General features: G+C 38.2%; 13 protein-coding genes. All 13 read left to right on the top strand.

Annotated features, from left to right (window positions below; translation table 11 throughout):
• Window positions 1–6: 6 nt before the first annotated feature.
• The 13 genes from LQ227_RS02030 (at window position 7) to LQ227_RS01970 (ending at window position 21,137) form a co-directional block, all read left to right on the top strand.
• Entirely contained in the window at window positions 7–684 is a 678-nt protein-coding gene (locus LQ227_RS02030; RefSeq protein WP_230143882.1) for a hypothetical protein, read from the top strand.
• A gap of 9 nt (window positions 685–693) precedes the next feature.
• Window positions 694–1,716 carry a DUF5007 domain-containing protein gene (locus tag LQ227_RS02025; RefSeq protein ID WP_230146587.1) on the top strand — a complete coding sequence of 341 codons (1,023 nt, stop codon included), beginning with the start codon at window positions 694–696 and terminating at the stop codon, window positions 1,714–1,716.
• Window positions 1,717–1,751: 35 nt separating this feature from the next.
• A complete protein-coding gene (locus LQ227_RS02020; protein ID WP_230143884.1) occupies window positions 1,752–4,907 on the top strand; it encodes a SusC/RagA family TonB-linked outer membrane protein in 3,156 nt (1,051 codons plus the stop codon).
• Between the two features lie 7 nt (window positions 4,908–4,914).
• Window positions 4,915–6,441, top strand: a complete 1,527-nt coding sequence (locus LQ227_RS02015; RefSeq protein WP_230148007.1) for a RagB/SusD family nutrient uptake outer membrane protein — start codon at window positions 4,915–4,917, stop codon at window positions 6,439–6,441.
• Between the two features lie 4 nt (window positions 6,442–6,445).
• On the top strand, window positions 6,446–7,165 hold the full coding sequence (locus LQ227_RS02010; RefSeq protein WP_230143886.1) for a fasciclin domain-containing protein: 720 nt from the start codon (window positions 6,446–6,448) through the stop codon (window positions 7,163–7,165).
• 32 nt (window positions 7,166–7,197) lie between these two features.
• Window positions 7,198–8,901, top strand: a complete 1,704-nt coding sequence (locus LQ227_RS02005) for a DUF5008 domain-containing protein (protein ID WP_230143887.1) — start codon at window positions 7,198–7,200, stop codon at window positions 8,899–8,901.
• Between the two features lie 23 nt (window positions 8,902–8,924).
• A complete protein-coding gene (locus tag LQ227_RS02000) occupies window positions 8,925–10,685 on the top strand; it encodes a DUF4983 domain-containing protein (RefSeq protein WP_230143889.1) in 1,761 nt (586 codons plus the stop codon).
• A gap of 15 nt (window positions 10,686–10,700) precedes the next feature.
• Window positions 10,701–12,632, top strand: coding sequence for a M60 family metallopeptidase (locus LQ227_RS01995; protein ID WP_230143891.1), 1,932 nt, complete (start codon window positions 10,701–10,703; stop codon window positions 12,630–12,632).
• Between the two features lie 11 nt (window positions 12,633–12,643).
• Complete coding sequence (locus LQ227_RS01990; protein ID WP_230143893.1) at window positions 12,644–14,338, top strand: alkaline phosphatase family protein; 1,695 nt, start codon at window positions 12,644–12,646, stop codon at window positions 14,336–14,338.
• 215 nt (window positions 14,339–14,553) lie between these two features.
• A complete protein-coding gene (locus LQ227_RS01985) occupies window positions 14,554–17,718 on the top strand; it encodes a glycoside hydrolase family 2 TIM barrel-domain containing protein (protein WP_230148005.1) in 3,165 nt (1,054 codons plus the stop codon).
• A gap of 160 nt (window positions 17,719–17,878) precedes the next feature.
• A complete protein-coding gene (locus LQ227_RS01980; protein ID WP_230143896.1) occupies window positions 17,879–19,081 on the top strand; it encodes a glycoside hydrolase family 27 protein in 1,203 nt (400 codons plus the stop codon).
• Between the two features lie 28 nt (window positions 19,082–19,109).
• Window positions 19,110–20,618, top strand: coding sequence for a M60 family metallopeptidase (locus LQ227_RS01975; RefSeq protein WP_230148004.1), 1,509 nt, complete (start codon window positions 19,110–19,112; stop codon window positions 20,616–20,618).
• 126 nt (window positions 20,619–20,744) lie between these two features.
• Window positions 20,745–21,137, top strand: coding sequence for a hypothetical protein (locus LQ227_RS01970; protein WP_230143898.1), 393 nt, complete (start codon window positions 20,745–20,747; stop codon window positions 21,135–21,137).
• The last annotated feature ends 84 nt before the right edge of the window (window positions 21,138–21,221 follow it).

The following is a 21,221-nucleotide window of genomic DNA, read 5'->3' as shown; positions in this document are numbered from 1 at the left end:
TATAAAATGAAAAATTTATCATATAATAGAATTACATTTTTTCTCTTAGGGCTTATTTGCTTGTGCTTTACCGCCTGCAAAAAAGATGATTCGCCTTATCACGATTATGTAAATACACAGCAAACTTTTAATGGTTCGGCAATGGATTACTTAAGGGCACAGCCTAAAGGTACATTCGATTCTTTGCTATTGGTTTTAGACCGTTACCCTTTCCTAAAGGATTCCCTAACGAACCAAAAAGTAACACTTTTTGCACCAGTGAACAAAAATTTTGAGGCCGCTGAGAAGTATTTAAACATGGTACGTAAAAACCAGGGGAAAGCACCAGTTTATTTATCAAATGCAGATCCCAACGAATTGGGCTATATGCTTTGCAAATACATCATTAGAGGAGATAGAACTACCGATGCGTACATCAACAATGTAGATGGCATGTTATTGAAAAACATTGTAATCGACTACCAGATGCACATTAAATATGTGAAACTGAGTTCTGCAGGTTATATAGGCGGTGGGCCAGCAACATTGAATTTTAGCGATACTTATGGTTCTATTTTTACAACCTATTGGGTAACCACTACAACCAACGCAGTTAATGTTAAAACCAATAATGCCATTATCAATATACTCACACCAATACACAACTTTGGTTTTGATGAATTCACCTACAGATTGAACAATTAAAAAGTGATGATGAAAAATAATATAAATCTATTACGAATATTCTTAACCATATTGATTGGTGGCATAGTCTTATCGTCATGCAAAAAGAATTTACCCGAAGAGCGTTTATCCATAGCCAACGATTCTCAGTACATACAATACTTATATCAACCTGTTCTTGGTAGAAATTCCTTGTTTGCCAATAATTTCCAATACGGAAATTCGAGCAGGCCGTTGGATTTTAAGATTGTAAACATGCGCACTTTTACTGGCGAGCCGGCACCAGAACTAACCAATAATTACCCGGTGTTAGTTTGGAAAACGGCTTACAATGGTACAGAGAAATCGCTAAATGAGATCAATGCGAAAAGAGTGATAGAAAACCATCCATTATTTGAGGTAAGACCACATTCTGGAGAATTTTTAATGTGGGCCGCGGCAAATTCTAACATGATAAAAGCACAACCAGATTCTGGTTATGTTTTCGATGTCGAAATGTCGAATTCAGGCGGAAGAAAGTATTATCAGAATTTTCGTCTGCGCCCACTACGCGAACGACCTTACGAGCCATCTAATCTAGATCCTGTTACAGGTCAGGGCACTTCGGTTTCTGTGAATCCTACCAGTGTAAATATTACGGGCGAACGTGGTCAGCCTTTAAGTACCGGAAGTGATATTCAGGTATTATTTAAAAAAGCGGGTAACGGTAATAGTATTACATTCAAGTTTGTAGATACGCTATCCAATCCGATCAATCCAGATAAGTTTGCCGCTACCGATTGGGCAAATCTCGTGCATGGATTTAACATGATTAAAGACGCCACCAAGGTGAAGTATGATGTTGCATACCCTATACCGTTAAGTGCATACCCAACCAAATACACTACACTTTCTGGAGATCAGGCCCGAATAGTTTTCAGATTTAACAGACAGGCTTTTGGTAACGTGCTTCAACAATGCTTCTTAGCATTCAATTTTAATATTTATGAAAAGGGAGACTGGGAGGTAACTTTCTGGTTTAAGCGGGACAAACCAAAATTTGATAATGATTAATGGAACAGTATAAACTAAAACAAAACATATTTCCGATGAAGTATTTTTACACCATAGTTATTTTATTGATTTTTGGTTTCCAAAATTTAGCTATTGCCCAGCAACGTATTGTTGTAACCGGGATAGTTATAGATGGTTCATCAAAGTCAAAAGAAACAATACCCGGAGTTAGTGTTACCAGTGGAGGCAGTTCATTAGGTATTACAGACAATAATGGTAAATTTAGGGTAACCGTAGCTGGTAACGCTTCTTTAACATTTAGTTATGTGGGTTACGAGTCTACTACAATAAAAGTAAACAACCGAACCAATATTTCGGTTACTTTGGGTACTGATAACAAAACCTTAAAAGAGGTAACGGTTACAGCCGGTTACCAAACCAAAACAAAAACGTTAATGACCGGCTCTGCGGTAACCATATCTGGTAAGGATATTCAGGGTCAGCCAGCTGGCGATGTAATGTCGTTACTGCAAGGTAAGGTAGCGGGTTTAAACATCCAGAATAATACTGGTGCTCCTGGTTTTAGGGGTAATGTAACCATCCGTGGTATTTCGAATATTAACGTTTCTGGTTCAGGAAATGGTTCATTTTTAACACCAACCTCTCCATTATTTGTAATAGATGGGGTACCTGTTGATGATAATACCGATTATTCTTATGGCTTTCAACAAGCAGGCCCCGGTGTTTCGCCAGCCTCACAAATTCCACCAGAGGATATTGAAGATATTACAGTTTTAAAAGATGCAGCAGCTACAGCGCTATATGGATCTAGAGGTGCTTATGGTGTAATTTTAATTACCACGAAGCGAGGTAACTCGAAAGTACCAGTAGTACGTTATAATGGTTCGGCATTTATGTCAACTGTTCCTCAATTGCGTTCGGTAATTGGTGGTAAGGGCGAGCGCTTGTTAAGAATCGATCAGATTTTGCGTTACGATACCACATTAAATCATGCTATCGATTTAATCAATTCTACTCCATTTTTATCTGATAGTTTAAATGCTTATTATAATAACTCTACAGATTGGCAGTCTTATTTTTATCGTCAAACTTTTAACCAAACCCATAATTTAAATATTTCTGGGGGAGATGTGAAGTTTAACTACAAGGTTGCATTAGGAGCTTACGATGAAAAGGGTATTCAAGAAAATACCGGATATTCTCGTTATAATTTGAATATGAATATGAGTTATGCACCAAGCCGAAAGTTTAAGCTAGAGGGGCAGTTGAATAACTCCATACAGAAACAACAAACCGGCAGTGGTAACGGACTCCAGAATTCGGGAGTGGCGTCCGGAGGAAGTTCATCCTCCTTGCTGCCTGCGCCCTCGCTCTACTCTTCAGTTAATTCAGTCCTAGGGGCATTAACTACGGATAATGATAATAAGGTATTAAATACTTCAGCACAGTTAAATGCAGAGTATGAGATTGTACCAAATCTGAAATTAGGTTCGTATTTAAATTATACCGCAAAATCGAGCACGAAAGATAATTTTTCTCCGGCGGCACTAAATTCGAATCAGGCAGAATATTATACCTATAACGATCGGGCCACTACCTTGTATAACCGTAACCAACTTACCTATGTATACTCATTAAAAGAAGCTGGTGAAGATGCGCATAACTTTTCTGTGTTTGCGTTCTCAGAGTTAAGAGCATCATTCTTTAAATCGGATGCAATATTAAACGATAGGGTAGTAAATGATCAGTTGAGAGGACCGTTAACCAACATGACAGATTATTTAACGTCAAAAGGTGGAACAATTGGTTACACAGATTTAAGAACAATAGCCTTTGCTGGTGCATTCTCTTATAACTATAAGCAAAAATATGTAATCGATTTAAACTATCGTGTGGATGGACTTTCTACTAATGGGCCGAATGCAGGTTACAAGAAAAATCCGGCCATTGCAGTTAAATGGAATTTTGACAGGGAAGAATTTTTAGGAACTCCAAAATGGTTAGATTATGGTGATTTCCGTTTAAGTTATGGTTCTAACATTACACCTAATGGTAATATTTATCAGGCCTATGGTAAATATTCTGGCGGTAACCGCTACAATAATAGCAACACGGTAATATCCAACTTAGATTTCTTGCCAAATTTAAGTTTAGAACCAACTAAGGCTACCACTTACAATGCAGGTTTTGATATCGGTATTTTTAACGGTAAATTCACCTTAGCTATGGATGCATATTATAAACAGACTGATAATATTTTCCAGGAAAAAGCACTTTCTACAGCTAATTCATTTAATCAAATTGCTTCTACAGAAATTAGTAACGTTAATTACGGCTGGGAGTTTCAGGTTACCAGTAGACCATTAAATGCAACTAGTCCTTTTAAATTGACCTTAAGTGCAAACTTAGCGATTAACCGAGAGATACTTGCGGCCTTACCTGATGGGTTAAGGGAGAAAATTCGTTTTGATACAGATTTAGGACAAGATATTTATTACCGTTTGGGTATTAACTCTTTGTCTAACTATTTGTATAATACAAAAGGTGTTTACAGTACAAATGCTCAGGTTCCTGTAGATCCACTTACTGGTTTGCCTTATCGTATTGGTTCAAACGGTCTTTTGAACTATTTCAGGGCAGGCGATCCAGTATTTACCGATTTAGATGGTAACTATGTTTTAAACGAGTTCGATAGGGTTATTGCAGGAAATTCACAACCTCAAATTACTGGAGGGTTTTTCACATTAGTTCAATACAAAAACTGGAGTTTAGAGGTTAACACTTCATTTACCTTACAAAGAGATATTTTAAACAACAGTTTGGCATCGCAATTTGCACGTTTTGGCAATCCAAATCTTTTGGGCAATCTGGTGCCGTTATCGGAGTACAGTTACTGGGCAGCACCTGGCGATATGGCTACTTATGGTAACCCATTGGATTTTGTTAGAGCGCAATTGTTAAGTCCATTCAGGTACAACCAAACCTTGTTCCAGGAAGATGGATCGTACTTTAAATTAAACTCGGTAAAAGTATACTATATGTTTAATCAAAAGTTTACGCAACGCTTTGGTATGAACAGGGTAAGCATTAACGCTACGGCTTCTAACCTAGGTTTTATTACGCGTTACAGAGGACCCAACCCAGAAAACGTAACTGCATTGGGTAGAGACGATTCAGGAGGTTATCCTGCCTCAAAACAATTTGCATTGGGCTTAAATATTGAATTTTAAATCGGAAATGATGAAAGCGAAAAATATAAAATATTTACTGGTTGCTACCTTACTATTTATCGTAGCGCCTGGATGTAAGAAGTTTCTTAATGTTGAACCAATTGATGCGCTATCTGGAAACAATTTTTGGCAGACCAGAAATGATGTTGAAGGTTTTACTAACGGAATTTATTCTCGATTAAGAGATAAAATAGGTTTTAGTGTAATAATGCCTGCACTTGATGTGAGAGGGAACTTTGTAAAAGTTGTTGGTACCATTGATAATAACGGAAATAATGTATTTAACAATTTAATTGCTAATAATTTAAAACCTGCAATAACTGGCTCAACAACATACGATGGTAGGTTAAGAGCCATTATGGATTGGAAAGCCTGGTACGATATTATTGCGGCAAGCAATATATTGTACTACGAAGTAGATAATGTTCCTTCTTCTGCCTTATCAGATGCAGACAGAAAAAGATACAAGGCGGAAGCGGTATTTACACGTAATTTAAGTTACATGTTTATTTGTAAATTATTTGGCGATGCCATTTACTACACAGAACCTTATAACAGCAAAGCCCTACCACGTACGCCACAGGTAGAAGTAATGAAAAAGTGTATTGCAGATATGAATGCTGCAAAAAATGATCTTCCAGAAGCTTATACCGATGCATCGTTAATTGGATTGAGACCTACAAAAGCCAGTGCAGTTGCGCTGTTAATGCATTTAAACATGTGGGCAGCAGCCTGGGATACAGGAGATAAAACTGGATATTATAAATCGGTTTTAACACTGGGAGAAGAGATGGCTAGCTATAAAAATTATTCATTGTTGCCAATTACCGTAGAAAATACACAAAGGATTTTTAAAGGCCGCTCTAGCGAAAACTTATTTGGTGTTTTGCAGGATTATAATTATGGTGAAACATTCTCAACCTTTTCCAATTATTCTTATTTCTTTTCTCATTTTCCTATTCGTGGTGGTATAACTAAAACCACCAGTTTTATGGCCTATGATAAAGATTACATCAACAAACTTTTTCCTGCTGGTACACCTGATGCCAGGGTATCCGTATGGTTTGAAAACTATAATGCTGATAATAATACTTTCCAGTTTAAGAAATACATTAATGTATATGCAACTGGATCTGGTGCAAGTTTGAGTATAAACAGTGATGATAGTGCGGTGATTTTTCGACTACCAGACGTGTTGTTACTCGCTGCAGAAGCTGCAGCAGAACTTGCTGATGATGCTACAGCACGTACCTATGCTAATCAGGTAAGAGCAGCAGCAGCGGCACCGGCATTTACCACCAGTGGTGAAGAATTGAAAAATGACATTTATAAGGAACGCTGCAGAGAATTAATTGGCGAAGGACAATTCTTTTTTGATCTGGTACGTACAAAAAGAGCTGTAAACACAGAGTATTCGAAAGCAGTAATCAGTGTTGGTAATTTTAACAATGGCGCATGGACCTGGCCTTTAATCATTAGTAGCACTGAGCGTTCTGCTAATCCATATTTAGTAGGTAATAACTTTTGGAATTAAGACGATGAAAATACAAAACAAAAATAAAGCATTTTTACTGGTATTGATCGGTACTCTGCTCATGTTTGCGAGTTGCAAAAAATACTATTTCGATACTGGCGTACACGATCCAAAATACAATGGAAGTGTGTTACAGTATATGAAGGCAAAACAACCATTCTTTGATAGTACGTTAACAGTGATCAACTTAGCTGGAATGAATGACGTATTGGACAAGGAAACGATAACTTTTTTTGCGCCGCCTAGTGGTTCTGTTTTCAAAAGTATTAAAAGACTTAACGAGTATTTAAGAAGTAATGGTAAGGATACGGTATCGAAACTCAGCCAGATTAAACCAGAAGTATGGAGAAACACGCTTTCTCAGTATATTTTTAAAGGTGCTAACTTGTTAAAGGATTATCCACAAAGAGATACGCTTTCGTATCTTGCTTATCCAGGGCAAAATTATACTTCTTATGGAGGGCGTATCATGAATGTCGGTGCAATTTTTAGCGATGCAGGTGGGGTTAGTTATGCCGGTTATCGTCAGTTATTTTTAGCTTATATCCCAGACTTATCTAATCCACAAGTAGCCTTGCAGAATAATCCTATTGCTACTTCAGATATACAGACTACAAATGGTGTATTGCATGTATTAACAAAAATTAAACATAACCTTGGTTTTAATACCGATACGTTTATAGATCAAGTAGTTGCAGCTGGCATTTTACCCCCTACACCATAGCTAATTATTTATTAATATAAATTAACAGATACATGTTAACAAACATAAAATATAGAACAGGCTTATTGGTAGCAGTGGTGATTAGCCTTGCTAGCCTAATGGTTTCTTGCGAAAAAAGTAAGGGACTGGCCGATGATCCATACGCTGGTGGGAAACAGGTTTTAGGGATTACTTTTATTTCTAAAACTACCGATCCTGATATCGTAAATGCTGGAACAACTTTAAATCTTCAGGTTAAAGGCTTAATGAAATATAAAGATAATTTTAAGCTGTATGTAAATGAGATCGAAGCAGAAGTGCTAAATTATACTGATAGTACCATTCAATTCAAGGTTCCACTAACGGCGAGTACCGGAAGTGTTTGGATTACTTCTCAAGGTCAAAGCTTTTTTGGACCAATTGTTAAGGTTGGAGGAAAAGTAGCTGTAGACCCCACTTTTAAAATAATAAACGGAGCTGGCAATGTTGCTGCTGCGGGTATAACAACAGTTTTTGATATCGAAAAACTACCTTCTGGGAGGTTTTGGTTAGGAGGAGGATTTACAAGTTTTGAACAAAGAGGTACACTGCTATCACCTAATGGGGGTATAGCTCAAATAGATGCAGATGGTACATACATTACCTCAGATATTAATTTTGGAAAAGGGGTAATGGGAGGAATTGGAATTATTACTTCGATTAATAGAATATCTAGCGGTTCACAGAATGGCAAATTTATTATCGCAGGTAGTTTTTCTTCTTTTAATTCTTGGCGTTTAAACCGACAAACACTAAATAATATCACTAGATTAAATGCCAATGGTACTTTAGATACCATTAAAACTGCAGATAAAGATGCTCTTGGTAATTCACTAGTGCCAATTGTTAACCCTAAACCTGGAGAAACCTGGAAAAATGGTGATACTGTTGCTGCATTTAATGCAGGGGTAGACGGTTTGGTGAGAAAAACCTTTGTCTTTGGAGAGCAGATTTATATTGTAGGTAGTTTTCAGAACTTTAAAAGGATGTATTATCCAAATTCTAGTTATGATGAGAAAGTTTACGATGTAACCCGGATGAAACAGATTGTGCGTGTAAATGCAGATGGATCTATGGATTCTACATTTCATTATAATAAAAACACACGTCAAAGTGCTGCTGCAGGAAACGGTGGTATTTCCGACGCCACGATGCAGAGTGATGGTAAACTTATTTTAGTAGGTGGTTTTACCACTTTTAACGGGGTAACGGCTAACAGGATTGTTCGATTAAACTTAGATGGTTCTGTAGATCAGAGCTTTAGTGCAGGTGCTGGTGCTGATGGAGACATTTATTCGATAAGGTACAATAGCACTACCGATAAAATTGTGGTGAGTGGTAATTTTACCACTTTTAATGGAAAAGCTTCTTCTGGCATTGCTTTACTAAATTCAAACGGATCATTAGTAAGTACATTTATCGGTGCTTCTATTACTGGCGGTATAGCTACTTTCGCTGGCCAACTTAATAATGGTAAAATAATAGTTGCAGGCTCATTCAATAAATATGGTGATTACTTGCGCCAAGGCTTTATGATATTGGAACCTAATGGCCAGTTGGCTGTGGGCTATAACAATACAGGAGGTTTTCAGGGTAGGATAAGTGACATGATTGAAACACCAATATCAAATGGTTCGCAGGTGATTTTGGTAGGTGATATCATCAGGTTTAATTCCATATTGCCACATAACGTACTTAGATTAATCATTTCTAATTAACTGTACACTTTAATTACACAGATATGAAAAAAAATATAATATCAGTTTTTAATGTAAAAACTATAGGTACTGCACTCGTTTTGGGCTTTGTTCTACTCCAATCGGCCTGCAATAAAAATTTTGATAGTGTACTTCCTAAATCATTCAGAAATGATACGCTTGGTTTAGGTACCAATGCTAAAAAAGTGTTGTACATTATATTGGATGGGGTAAAGGGTTCGGTTGTTAGCAGCCTGGCACCGAGCAACCTGACACAAATTACTACAAATTCGATTTATTCTTATGATGGAGTAGCCGATTACCAGAGAAATGTGATCACCAACGCAGCATCCTGGACTACCATGCTTACTGGCGTAGATTATACTAAACATAATGTTACCACAGAGGCTTTCACAGGCTTAAATTTGCAGCCAACTCCAACATTATTTAGCGGAATTAAATCAACTATACCCAGTGCGAGAACGGTTTCTTTCGGTGCAACAGCTGCATTTAACGATAACCTAGCGACTGATGCAACCGTTAAACAAACCCTGTCTGATGATGCTGCAGTTAAAACTGCAGTTATTACTGAGTTAACCTCAAGCAATCCATCACTATTGGTAGCACAATTTCACAGCGCAGAAACGGCTGGAGCAGCTAATGGATATACTGCGTCTACAGCAGCATATACTACAGCTATTAATACATTAGATAGCTATGTTGGAGAAATCTTAGCAGCCTTAAGGGCGAGAAAGACTTATGCTCAGGAAAACTGGTTAGTGGTAATAGCATCTAATAAAGGCGGTGGTCCTACTTCGGGTGGTGGTGCAGGCTCAAATATCTATGCCGACGATTCCCGTAATACTTTTGTGGCTTTTTACAATCCTAAATTTAAACCGAACCCTGTAACAAAACCTGATGTAAGTAATCTTCCATATGCCGGAATCGGTGCAAAGTTTAACGCAACCAATGGTGCAGTACAAAGCGATCCTAATTTTTTAAATTTAGGTACAAATGTCGAGGCTACCATACGTTTTAACATCCGCTGGGATGGAAGTGCCGGGAATTCAGGTTACTGTGCTATTCTCCAAAAAAGAGGCCTTACTAGTGGAATAACCGGAGGCGTACCGGGTTGGGCCTTTATAAAAGACGACGGTGGCATTATTACTTTTAACGCGAGTTTCACCGGGACTACTGGTAACAGCCAAACAAAAGGGCCAACATCACAAAAGATAGATGATGGAAAGTGGCACTCTGTTGCGGTAAGGTTTTTTAACAATGGTACTACCCATACGGCCAGTATGTTTGTTGATGGTATAGCTGCGCAAACCGCTAATTTAGCCTTAACTGCAGGTAGTGGAAATTTAAATACCACAGCGCCTTTACAGTTTGGAAAATATACTAATGTGGATTGTTTTATTACCGAATTTGCAGTTTACAATATAGCTATTCCGAATGCAGATATTATAGCGGCAAGTAAAAAAACGCCTTTAACGCCAATAACAGATCCATATTACAATAATTTAATAGCCTATTTTAGAGGTAACGAAGGTGTTGGAAGTGTAATAAATGATGTGACTGGCAAAGCACCTCAAATGAATTTAGTAGGAACACCTAATTGGACTAATTTTGCTGATATTTCTCCAAATCTGTCTCCTTCAATATCCGAAGCAGCTTTTAAAGCTGTACCTAATGGTGTTGATATTCCCGTATTAATCTATAATTGGATGAATATTGCCGTACCAGCGCAATGGAGTTTAATGGGTAAATTTTATAACCCTTCAGTTACTTTGCAAACAAACTAATTAAATATTAGAAATATGAAACTCAATCATTTCACAATATTATGCGCCGTTGCCTTAGTGTTAGGCGTAACAGCTTGTAAAAAATACGGTTACAACATTCCGGATGGTTACCCTGACGATTCTCAGAATGTTGCTGAAGGCAAGATTGATACCAACATGAAGGTGATCGATAAGTCTATGTATGCTAAGGCTAGGGTATTTCCAGGTTTGGTAGATCAGTCAGAGCCGCGTGTACAAAATGCTAAATTTACCTTAGATTTAAATTTTACCGATCAAACTGCTGAGAATCTACGCATTTCAGTAGCTCCAGAGCCGCAGTACAGCACTGGTTATTACGCTGCTCCAGGTGAACTGGTTAAAATAGAAGTTCCGGCAGGTATCGAAGGTTTAACTGTTCAGGTTGGTGGCCATACCGATAATCTTTCAGGAAAATCGCCATTGTTAAGAGATCCGGTAATTTATATGCGCCAACAGTTATATGCTGGTGCTAACTATGTACGTAATTTATATGGCGGTACCATTTATATCCGGGCAGGCAGAGCTTATCCAAATCCTGTTGAATTTACCATTACCAATGCTTGTGTTTCTCCTGATTTTATTCTTGGCCAAACCGTAGATGCAGACTGGGTAAATAAGGTGAAAGCTTCGCAGGTACCTTGGTTGGAGCTACGTAGCAAAAGGGTAATTTTCTTGGTGCCGAGAGATAAAATTATCGCTACATTTTCGTCAGCCGAACCCTATACGAATCCAACAGTTGCTTTGGGCAAATGGAACGACGTATTTGATTTGGATTACAACGCCTGGATGGGTTTATCAGATAATGCAGTAGATGCAAGAGATAAAAGCCCGCAGGGGCCGTGGAGAGGGATCTTGGATATTCAATTATCAGTAGGTTACGGCCACAGTGGTTTCCCTTTTGTGGGTTTGAACGATAGTGAGTGGTTTAAAGGTTTTACAAGTCTAACAAACATTACTACCAGTAACGGGATGTGGGGTTCCTATCACGAATTCGGACATAATTGCCAACAAGGTAGGGTATGGAGTTGGAGTACCTTAGGCGAAACCACCAATAACCTGTTCAACTTTAAAGTGGCTAACAGAATTGGCGCCAATTATAATATTTTGCATCCTGCAGTTTCAAGTGGTTTTCCTCAGGCCATAACCTATGCATCTGGTACAGGTACAAAAAATTTCGATACCGATGGAGCAATGAATGATCCGTTTAAAAGGATGACACCTTTTGTTCAGATTTTTGAGAAATATGGTTATGGAGCCATGACCTATTTGTATTCGGAAGCCAGGCATGCAGCACGTTTAAACTCTAGCGATATTACCATGCATAATTTTGTGTATGAAAAATTATCTGACTATGCCCAAACCGATTTAGCTCCATTTTTTGATGCCTGGGGTATTAATTATAGTGATGCTGTAGCTGTTAAAATGTCTAATAAATATCCTTTATTAACAAAACAGCTTTGGACTTATAATCCTTTAAATAAAACTGGAGGAACAGGTACTATTACTTATACTACCACTGTTGTGTCAGCAAGTTCTCCTGCGCAAGAGGGATCAACCGCTGCTTTGGTAGATAATAATTTAACTACCTACTACCATTCTCAGTATTCAAGCCCAACACCCGCACAATCATTTCCTTTTACCTTCATATTTAATGCGGGTGCTAATATTGCAATTAAGGGTATGTATTTTAATGGTAGAGCTGGTACCAATAGGGCTGGGGATGCTAAAGACATAGAAATTTTTAGCAGTAGAGATAATATTAATTACACCAGCATTGGTACCACTACTTTGCCTAATACAGCCAACAGGTTCGAATATATTTTCCCTAATGGAAATGTAAATGCCAAATTTTTCAAAGTAATTGTTAAAAACGGATATACCACTAATCCTTATGTGGTATTTGCTGAAATGAATTTAATTAAGCCATAATTTAAGAGATCATGAAATTAGATAATAAAATTTTTAAAGTCCTTTCATTTGGGCTTCTAAGCGTCTTAATTTATTCTGGCTGTAAAAAGTACGATAATCCACCGCCAGTATACGAAGATCTAAAAAGGGCCACAGGTTTGCAGCGTAAGGTGTTAATTATCAGTATTGATGGGTTAACAGGAACTGAGCTACAAACCGTAGCACCCACTAATATTACACAACTACAAAAAAACTCAAAGTACAGCTATAATACCTTAAAAACAGCATCTGATGCTGCAGGTTGGGTATCTTTGTTAACTGGCACGGGTTTTTCAAAACATCAAATCAGTGGAGATAATTTCGAACGGGTTGCAGATCCAAATGGAGATGATCACGCGCAAATTGTATCTTACCGTAATGTTTTTGATTATGTAACGCAGTACAAAGCGGTAAAAACAGCCTTAGTTACGCCTTGGGCTAACTTGCGCAATTACATGCGTAATGCTGATTTTTCTCCTGTTGTAACCACCGACCAAGCAGTTAAAGACAGTACGATAAGCATCTTAAATAGCCAATCAGGTTTGGGCACAATTGCTGTTAATTTAAGGGAAGTAGAAGCCGCAGGCGCTAACGGGGGATACCTAGCCACTAATGCGAATTACAAAAATGCAATAATAAAAGCTGATGAATATGTTGGTAATATTATGACGGCTTTAAAAGCCAGAAAAAATTATTCAAATGAAGATTGGCTTGTGATCATAACCAGCAATCATGGTGGCAGTAGCGCCAATCCAACTAATGGTTTTACATTAGTTTATAATTCTGCTTTTAAAGCTTATGAACTAAAGAAAACAGGTTTTAATCCAGTTTTATTCAACAATGCTACTGGCAGAGCTACCTTAACTAATGACAATAATCTTTACGATGCTGGCGAAACAAAAAGCTTTACAGTACAGATGGATGTGAAATTTAATTCAGTTCCAAGTGGCTACTCGAGCTTTTTTAGTAAGAGTACTAATCTAAGTGGCCAGGCAATTACAGGTTGGCAATGGGCACTTTATCCTGGTGGCAAGTGGGTAATTACTACTGGAGGAACTTTAAATGGAGGTGGTGGAAAGCAAGATGTAACATCGACAGATTCTCCAGGAACAGATTGGCATACCTTAACCATGACGGTGGAGTACATCAATTCAACAACGCGGAACTTAATTATGTATATAGATGATAAACGTCAAAACGCAACTGCGTTAAATATTACTGGCAGAAAAAGTTTAAGCACAACAGAAGGATTTAGAGTAGGCCATAGAACTGGTGATAATGATACACCTACATCTTTTTATGGTGCTAATTTAGCATATTTTAATACCGTTTTAAGTGAGGCAACTATTAAAAGCAATTTGGGCTTGAAAGATATTACGAAGCATACTAATTATGCAAATCTGACTGGTTTTTGGCCAATGGATGAAGGAGCAGAGGGCAGTTTCTATAACAAGGCTCCCGGTGGTTATAACATGGCACTTTCAGGTTTGTATAGCTGGGCGAATTTAGGGGCTTCGTACCCTCCAGGTACAACACCTGAGCCTGTAACATCATCCTTATCAATTCCATCTACAGTTAGTGATGTTTCTGCACTTACTTTGTATTGGATGAAAATAAATATCCTATCTGATTTCGGTTTTGATGGTAAAACTTACCTCAGCAACTTTGAAATAGAATTTTTAAAATAGTAGTAGTTCAGTTAGTAAAACCCTTTCCGCCTGAGGTGGCAAAGGGTTTTTTCTGTTTTAGGTGTTTGCAATGCATACTAAGACATCAGTTTATCCTTATAAATTTCTCTCCTCCGTAACATATTTAAAACTCAAACGTTTGCGCTAAAACAATTTCATTATTATCAGTTAATCATCAGTAATTTGGAGCAGCAAACCAAAATCATACACACAGAATGAAGCGAAAATTAGCCATTTTATTTACATCATTATTTATCACCGGGCAAATCAGTGCACAAGATCTGCCCTCCGAACTGCAAACGCCCGAAGTGGTTTCGGTAAACCGTTTGCCTATGCGGGCATCGGCTTTTGCTTTCGAAAACCAAGATTTAGCAACTAAAAGAGCCAAAGAAAAATCAGCATATTTTTTATCATTAAATGGTACCTGGAAGTTTAACTGGGTAAAAGATCCACGTAAAAGACCTACAGATTTCTATAAGGTCGATTTTGATGATAAAGGCTGGGATAATTTTAAAGTACCTGCCAACTGGGAAGTGAATGGTTATGGTACCCCAATTTATGTAAACCAACCGTATGAGTTTGCTGGCCGGCAACTCACCGGTGCGAAAATGAATCCCCCATTCGATATTCCTGCCGATAATAATCCGGTAGGTTCGTACCGGAAGAAGATCAATATTCCGGCTAACTGGAGCGGTAGACAGGTGTTTATCAGCTTAGGCGCTGTTAAATCTGCTTTTTATATCTGGGTAAATGGTAAAAAAGTAGGGTATAGTGAAGATAGTAAACTGGCTGCAGAATTTGATATTACCAAATATGTTAAGTCAGGAGAAAATACCGTAGCGCTCCAGGTTTACAGATGGAGTGATGGCAGCTATTTAGAATGCCAGGATATGTGGCGCATATCCGGAATAGAGCGTGAGGTTTATTTATACTCCACGCCAAAATTAGCTATCCGCGATTTTAAAGTTGTAGGGAATCTAGATGCCACTTATACCAACGGATTGCTAAATGTAGACTTAGCGGTTGAAAATTATAAAATAGATCAGCGCACTAACCATAGCCGCCCAGATAGTTTTTATGTAGCACTTGATTTAGTTGATGCCAAAGGAAATAACGTTTGGAAAGATGCCACCACAATCCAAAAAGTGCTGGGGAATTATAAAACCGATCTTTCTTTTAAAGCACAGATCAGTAATGTGAAAAACTGGTCGGCAGAAATTCCCTATTTATATACGCTTTACATCACTTTAAAAGACAAAAACAATAAAATAATCGAAGTAATTCCACAACGCGTGGGTTTCCGTTCGGTAGAAATTAAAGGAAGCGATTTATTGGTTAATGGTAAACGTGTATTCCTAAAAGGTGTGAACAGACACGAACACAATGCCACACAGGGACATACTTTAACCCATGCTGATATGGAGAAAGATATGGAAATGATGAAGAAACTGAATGTAAATGCAGTTCGTCATTCTCATTATCCACCAGATCCTTATTGGATGGAACTTTGCGATGAATATGGGTTGTACGTAATCGACGAAGCCAATATCGAATCACACGGCCGTTATTATAGTTTGGAAACTACTTTTGCCAATGATAAACAATGGCGTATTCCTCATCTTGAGCGCATTACCAGGATGTACGAGCGTGATAAAAACCATGCATCGGTCATTACCTGGTCCTTAGGTAATGAAGCGGGTAACGGTGTTAACTTTTACGAGGCTTATCAATGGCTTAAAGGAAAAGATTTCCGCCCGGTGCAGTACGAAAGGGCTGAGAGTGATTTCAATACCGATATGATTGTTCCGCAATACCCTTCGCCAAACTATCTGCCGCGCTATTCGAAACAGGATAAAGAAACGCGGCCGTTTATTATGAGTGAGTATGCGCATATTATGGGTAACAGTCTGGGTAATTTTAAAGAATATTGGGATGCCATAGAGAACAATCCTAAACTACAGGGCGGTTTTGTTTGGGAGTGGATAGACCAAGCGATCGATACCGTTAAAAACGGTAAACGCATTATGGCTTATGGTGGTGATTTTCCGCTAAGTGGTCCGGTTGACGAAAACTTTAGCGATAACGATTTCTGCGTAAAAGGTGTGGTTACCGCCTATCGTGGCATGACACCAATGGCAGTAGAATTAAAAAAAGTGCATCAATATATCAAAACTACTTTTAACGGTACCAACCAGATTAATGTAAACAACAGCTATTTCTTTAAAGATATCAGCAATGTACAGTTAAACTGGGAATTGGTAGAAGATGGAAAAGTGATTCAGAGTGGAGTGGTAAGTAACCTGAACGTTGGTGCACGTCAAACGCAGCTGTTAAGCTTACCATTTAAAACGAATTATGCGGCAGGTAAAGAATATTTCTTAAACGTTCGCTACCGCTTAAAAACAGCTGAACCCTTTTTAGAAAAAGGGTATGAAATTGCCTACGAGCAGATTGCACTGGCCGGGACGCCAAAGGCCAATGTTTATAGCAGTAACAAGAAATCTTTAAAGGTTGATAAAACGCCAGAAAAAATTACGGTAAGTGGAAATAACTTTTCTGTAAGTTTTGATTTAACAAAAGGTCTATTAAGCAGTTATCTCATTAATGGACAAGAGGTTTTGGCGAAAGGTCCTCAACCAGGCTTTTACCGTGCGCCAACTGATAATGATATTGGTGCAGGCTTAAACACCAAATTGCGTATGTGGCGCAATGTTTATGATGAAAATAGAACAATTATAAAGAAAACTGTTGTAAGTGCTGATAACTTAACTGCTAAAGTTACCATTACATCTTCCTTATTAAATGGAGATGCAGAAACCACACAGAAGTTTGAAGTTTTACCTGATGGTACGGTTAAAGTTGAAACCCAATTTAAAGCCGTAAAGGGCAACTACAAAAGTTTAATGCGTATCGGTAACGATCTGCAGCTAAAAAATGATTACAGCAATATCCAATGGTATGGTCGTGGGCCGGGCGAAAATTATGTAGATAGAAAAACGGCTTCATTAATCGGTACTTATAAATCAACGGTTGCAGATCAGTATTTTCCTTATGCACGTCCACAGGAAAGTGGTAATAAAACCGATGTACGTTGGGTAACTTTTACCAATAAAGCAGGTAAGGGCTTACGTTTCGAATTTGCCGATCAGTTATTGAGTTTTAATGCATTGCCATATTCGGTGGAAGATTTAGATCCGGAGGCCGAGAAAAAACAATATCACTCTGGCGAACTGGTAAAACGTAACCAGATTTATGTACACATGGATATGCAACAACTAGGTGTTCAGGGGATTGATAGTTGGGGATCTATGCCGTTAATTCAGTACCAGATTCCATTTAAAGATTACCAGTACAGCTATTATATCAAACCGATTAAATAAGCTGTCAAAGGTTATTAAAAAAATATTGGATGAAAATATAGGCGGTTCGTCATTCCCAACCGTATTGGGAATCTTAAACCAAAAGCATTAAGATTCTCACCTTCGTGAGAATGACGACCGTTTTTTTGTAATCAAACTAACATTACCTAACCAAAATAAAATGAAACTTATCAAAATCTGCTTTAGCTTGTTGTTGTTTGCTCAAATCAGCTTTGCACAGGAATCAAAATTAGCTGCTACACCACCAATGGGCTGGATGAGCTGGAACATCATGTCCGAAAATCCGAACGAAAAAGATATTAAAGAAATGGCCGATGCAATGGTTACCAGTGGGATGGTGAAAGCAGGCTATCAGTATATTTTTTTAGATGATTGTTGGCAAGGCGGCCGCGATAATAAAAACAAAATCATTGCCGATCCTAAGAAATTTCCTTCAGGCATTAAAGCCCTGGCCGATTACCTGCATAACAAAGGGATGAAATTGGGTATCTATTCTGATGCTGCTCCTTTAACCTGTGGTGGTTACACTGCAAGTTTAAATTTCGAAGATCAGGATGCTAAAACTTTTGCTTCATGGGGAATAGATTATTTAAAATACGACTATTGCAATGCCCCAGAAGATGTTGAAACTGCTAAAGCCCGTTATGGTAAAATAGCTCAGGCGCTACGCAAATCGGGTAGAGAAATTGTATTGGGAATCTGCGAGTGGGGTCCACGCGAACCTTGGAACTGGGGTGCACAGGTTGGCGGACAGAGCTGGCGTACCACTTACGATATCAGAGATAAATGGAATGATGTAGAAGGTAAGGGAGGAGTAGGCATTTACAATGTGGTAGATAAAACAGCAGGATTGGCAAGTTTTTCTGGCCCAGGTAAATGGAACGATGGAGATATGTTGGTTGCGGGTTTACATGGCACAAAAGGCCCATCATCGGCCTTTAATGGCAAAGGTTGTACCCAAGCTGAATATCAAAGCCAAATGAGTTTATACAGTATGCTTAATTCGCCATTATATGCGAGTTGCGATATCCGTAAAATGGATAATGAAGCAAAAACCATTTTTACAAACGAAGAAGTAATTGCATTAAACCAGGATGTTTTGGGCAAACAGGCCGAAAGAAAAATCAAAACTGATATCTGGGATGTTTTTGTCCGTCCTTTAGCCAATGGAGATTTCGCCATAGCAATTTTAAATAAATCGACAGCTGCCCAAAATGCAAAAATAAACTTTGCCGAATTAGGCCTGACTGGTAAATACGAGATCAAAGATTTATGGCAACATAAAGTAATTGGCAAAAATAACAAGTGGAATGGTGAAGTAACTGCTCACGAAACGAAGGTTTTCCGCTTAAAAAAAGTATAATTCTTAAAGAACAACAAACCAAACACAAATGAAATCACTATTATCCCTTGCATTAGTAGCAGCATGCTTAAGCACCTTTGCCCAAGATGTAGCTAAAGATCCCGCAACAATTGTCATTACACCACAACACACGCTTTCCAAAAGCGACACGGCATTTAGAAAAGCCATTGCGAAATGGAGTGATGAAACTTTAAAAAGCACCGATTATAAGAATATCAAAGCACAACCATCAGCTGATGTCTTTCCAGGTACTGTAAAGACTGGTTTTCAGTTTATAAGTAAAACGGTAAGCATCGAACATAAAAAAATGGCCGATAGTTTAGTGTCTATCGTGTCAACCCTAGGCTACTCTGGTTACGATAATGCTACCATGTACAGTACAGGTTTATATGCAAAAGCTGGCGAGTATATAGAAGTTGATGTACCTAAAAACACCAATGTAAACGAGCTTGAAGTTCAGATCGGTGCACATAGCGATCGCTTAAACTATTGGGTAGCAGGCAAGGAAGATTGGCGCAGGATGCCGATTATAACCAAGAAACAGCAATTGGTAATTGGTAAAAACAGATTAGCGTCGCCTTTCGGTGGACTGATCTACATTAATATTAAACCTAAGGCCGAAAGTAGAAAAATTGATTTCAAAATTAGCCATGCTGTTGCAGCTCCACTTTTTGTGCTGGGCAAAAGCACGCAAAGTGATTGGGAGAACCAATTAAAAAACAATAAAGCACCTTGGGGCGAGATGGCCACTGAAAATGTGATTTTAACTTTGCCTGATAGTGTATTGCAAACCATCAAAAATCCTGATGAAGTATTAAAACTATGGGATTTAGTTGTACTTGGAGAATTAGATCTGGCAAATATGCCAGCGCCGTTTTATAGGGCTCAACGGATGGTGCCCGATGAGCATATTGGCGGAGGATACATGCATAGCGGTTATCCGATCATGATTCACCATTCACCATCCAGAAAGATGCTCTCTAACGAAATTATGGCCAACCCTGAGTTGCTGATGAAACCAAGTAAGGGAGGTGCAAATTGGGGCTTTTTCCACGAAATTGGTCACAACATGCAAAATCTGAACTGGGTTTTTGGTGGCACTACCGAAGTGAGCAATAACTTCTTTTCAATTTATATGTTCGATAGGTTAATGGGCGGACGGGACGATTCGCATACCGGCGTATCAAGTGCAAATACGCAAAAGATGATGAAAAAATATTTTGCCGAAGGTGCGAGTTATGAAAAATGGAAGGGTGATGCCTTTTTAGGCCTGATCATGTTCCGCCAGATGCAGGAAGGTTTTGGATGGGAAAGTTTTAAAGCGTTTTTTAAAGAATATCAAAAAATCGGACCAAGTATAGGCAGGTTAAACGATCAGCAAAAACGCGATTTATGGGTTAAAACGTATTCTAATGTGGTAAAAAGAAATTTAGCCCCATTTTTTAATACCTGGGGTGTAGGCATAAGCGAAGAAACACAGAAAGAACTGAGCGTGCTTCGTGCATGGAAACCTTATAATTTTCCACCGGTAAACTAACTGTAAAGCTTCCCTGACCTATGAGGTTTCCTAAGCATGTTGCCGATAAACCTCATAGGTCTTAAGAATTCTTAAGGAATGTAGCGTTTTTATTTTAATTCCCGTTTTAGATTAAATTAACAAACGATGAAACGGACGCTATTTATTTTAACTTCAATTGTACTGATTATAAGTTTGATGTGGGCGTGTAAAGACCGAGAAGATTCTATGCGAAATGTTGATTCGTCAGAGTTGGATAGACTTTATAAAGACATTGAAAAATCAGCCCAGCAGTTTACCTGTGAAAATGCCGGCGAATGGAAATTCACCGCCATTGGATCTAAAGCTTGCGGAGGCGCATCAGGTTACATTGCTTATTCTGTAAAAATAGATGAAAGCACTTTTCTGAAAAAGGTTGAACAATTTACCAAACTACAAGCTGATTATAATCAAAAATACGGTGTGTATTCTGATTGTGCATTGGTGATACAACCGAAAGGGGTAACCTGCGATAATGGGAAACCTAAATTTACGTATTAAGATTTAAATGCTGCGTCAGATATTTCTGTTCTGACGCTAACAATATTTATAACCACTTATTTTAATTGTCTCGTAGCGCATTTT

It is taken from the genome of Pedobacter sp. Bi27 (genome assembly GCF_918698255.1).
Lineage (GTDB): Bacteria > Bacteroidota > Bacteroidia > Sphingobacteriales > Sphingobacteriaceae > Pedobacter.
Note: the sequence above shows the minus strand (reverse complement) of the source record. Positions and strands in the feature narration are given on the sequence as shown.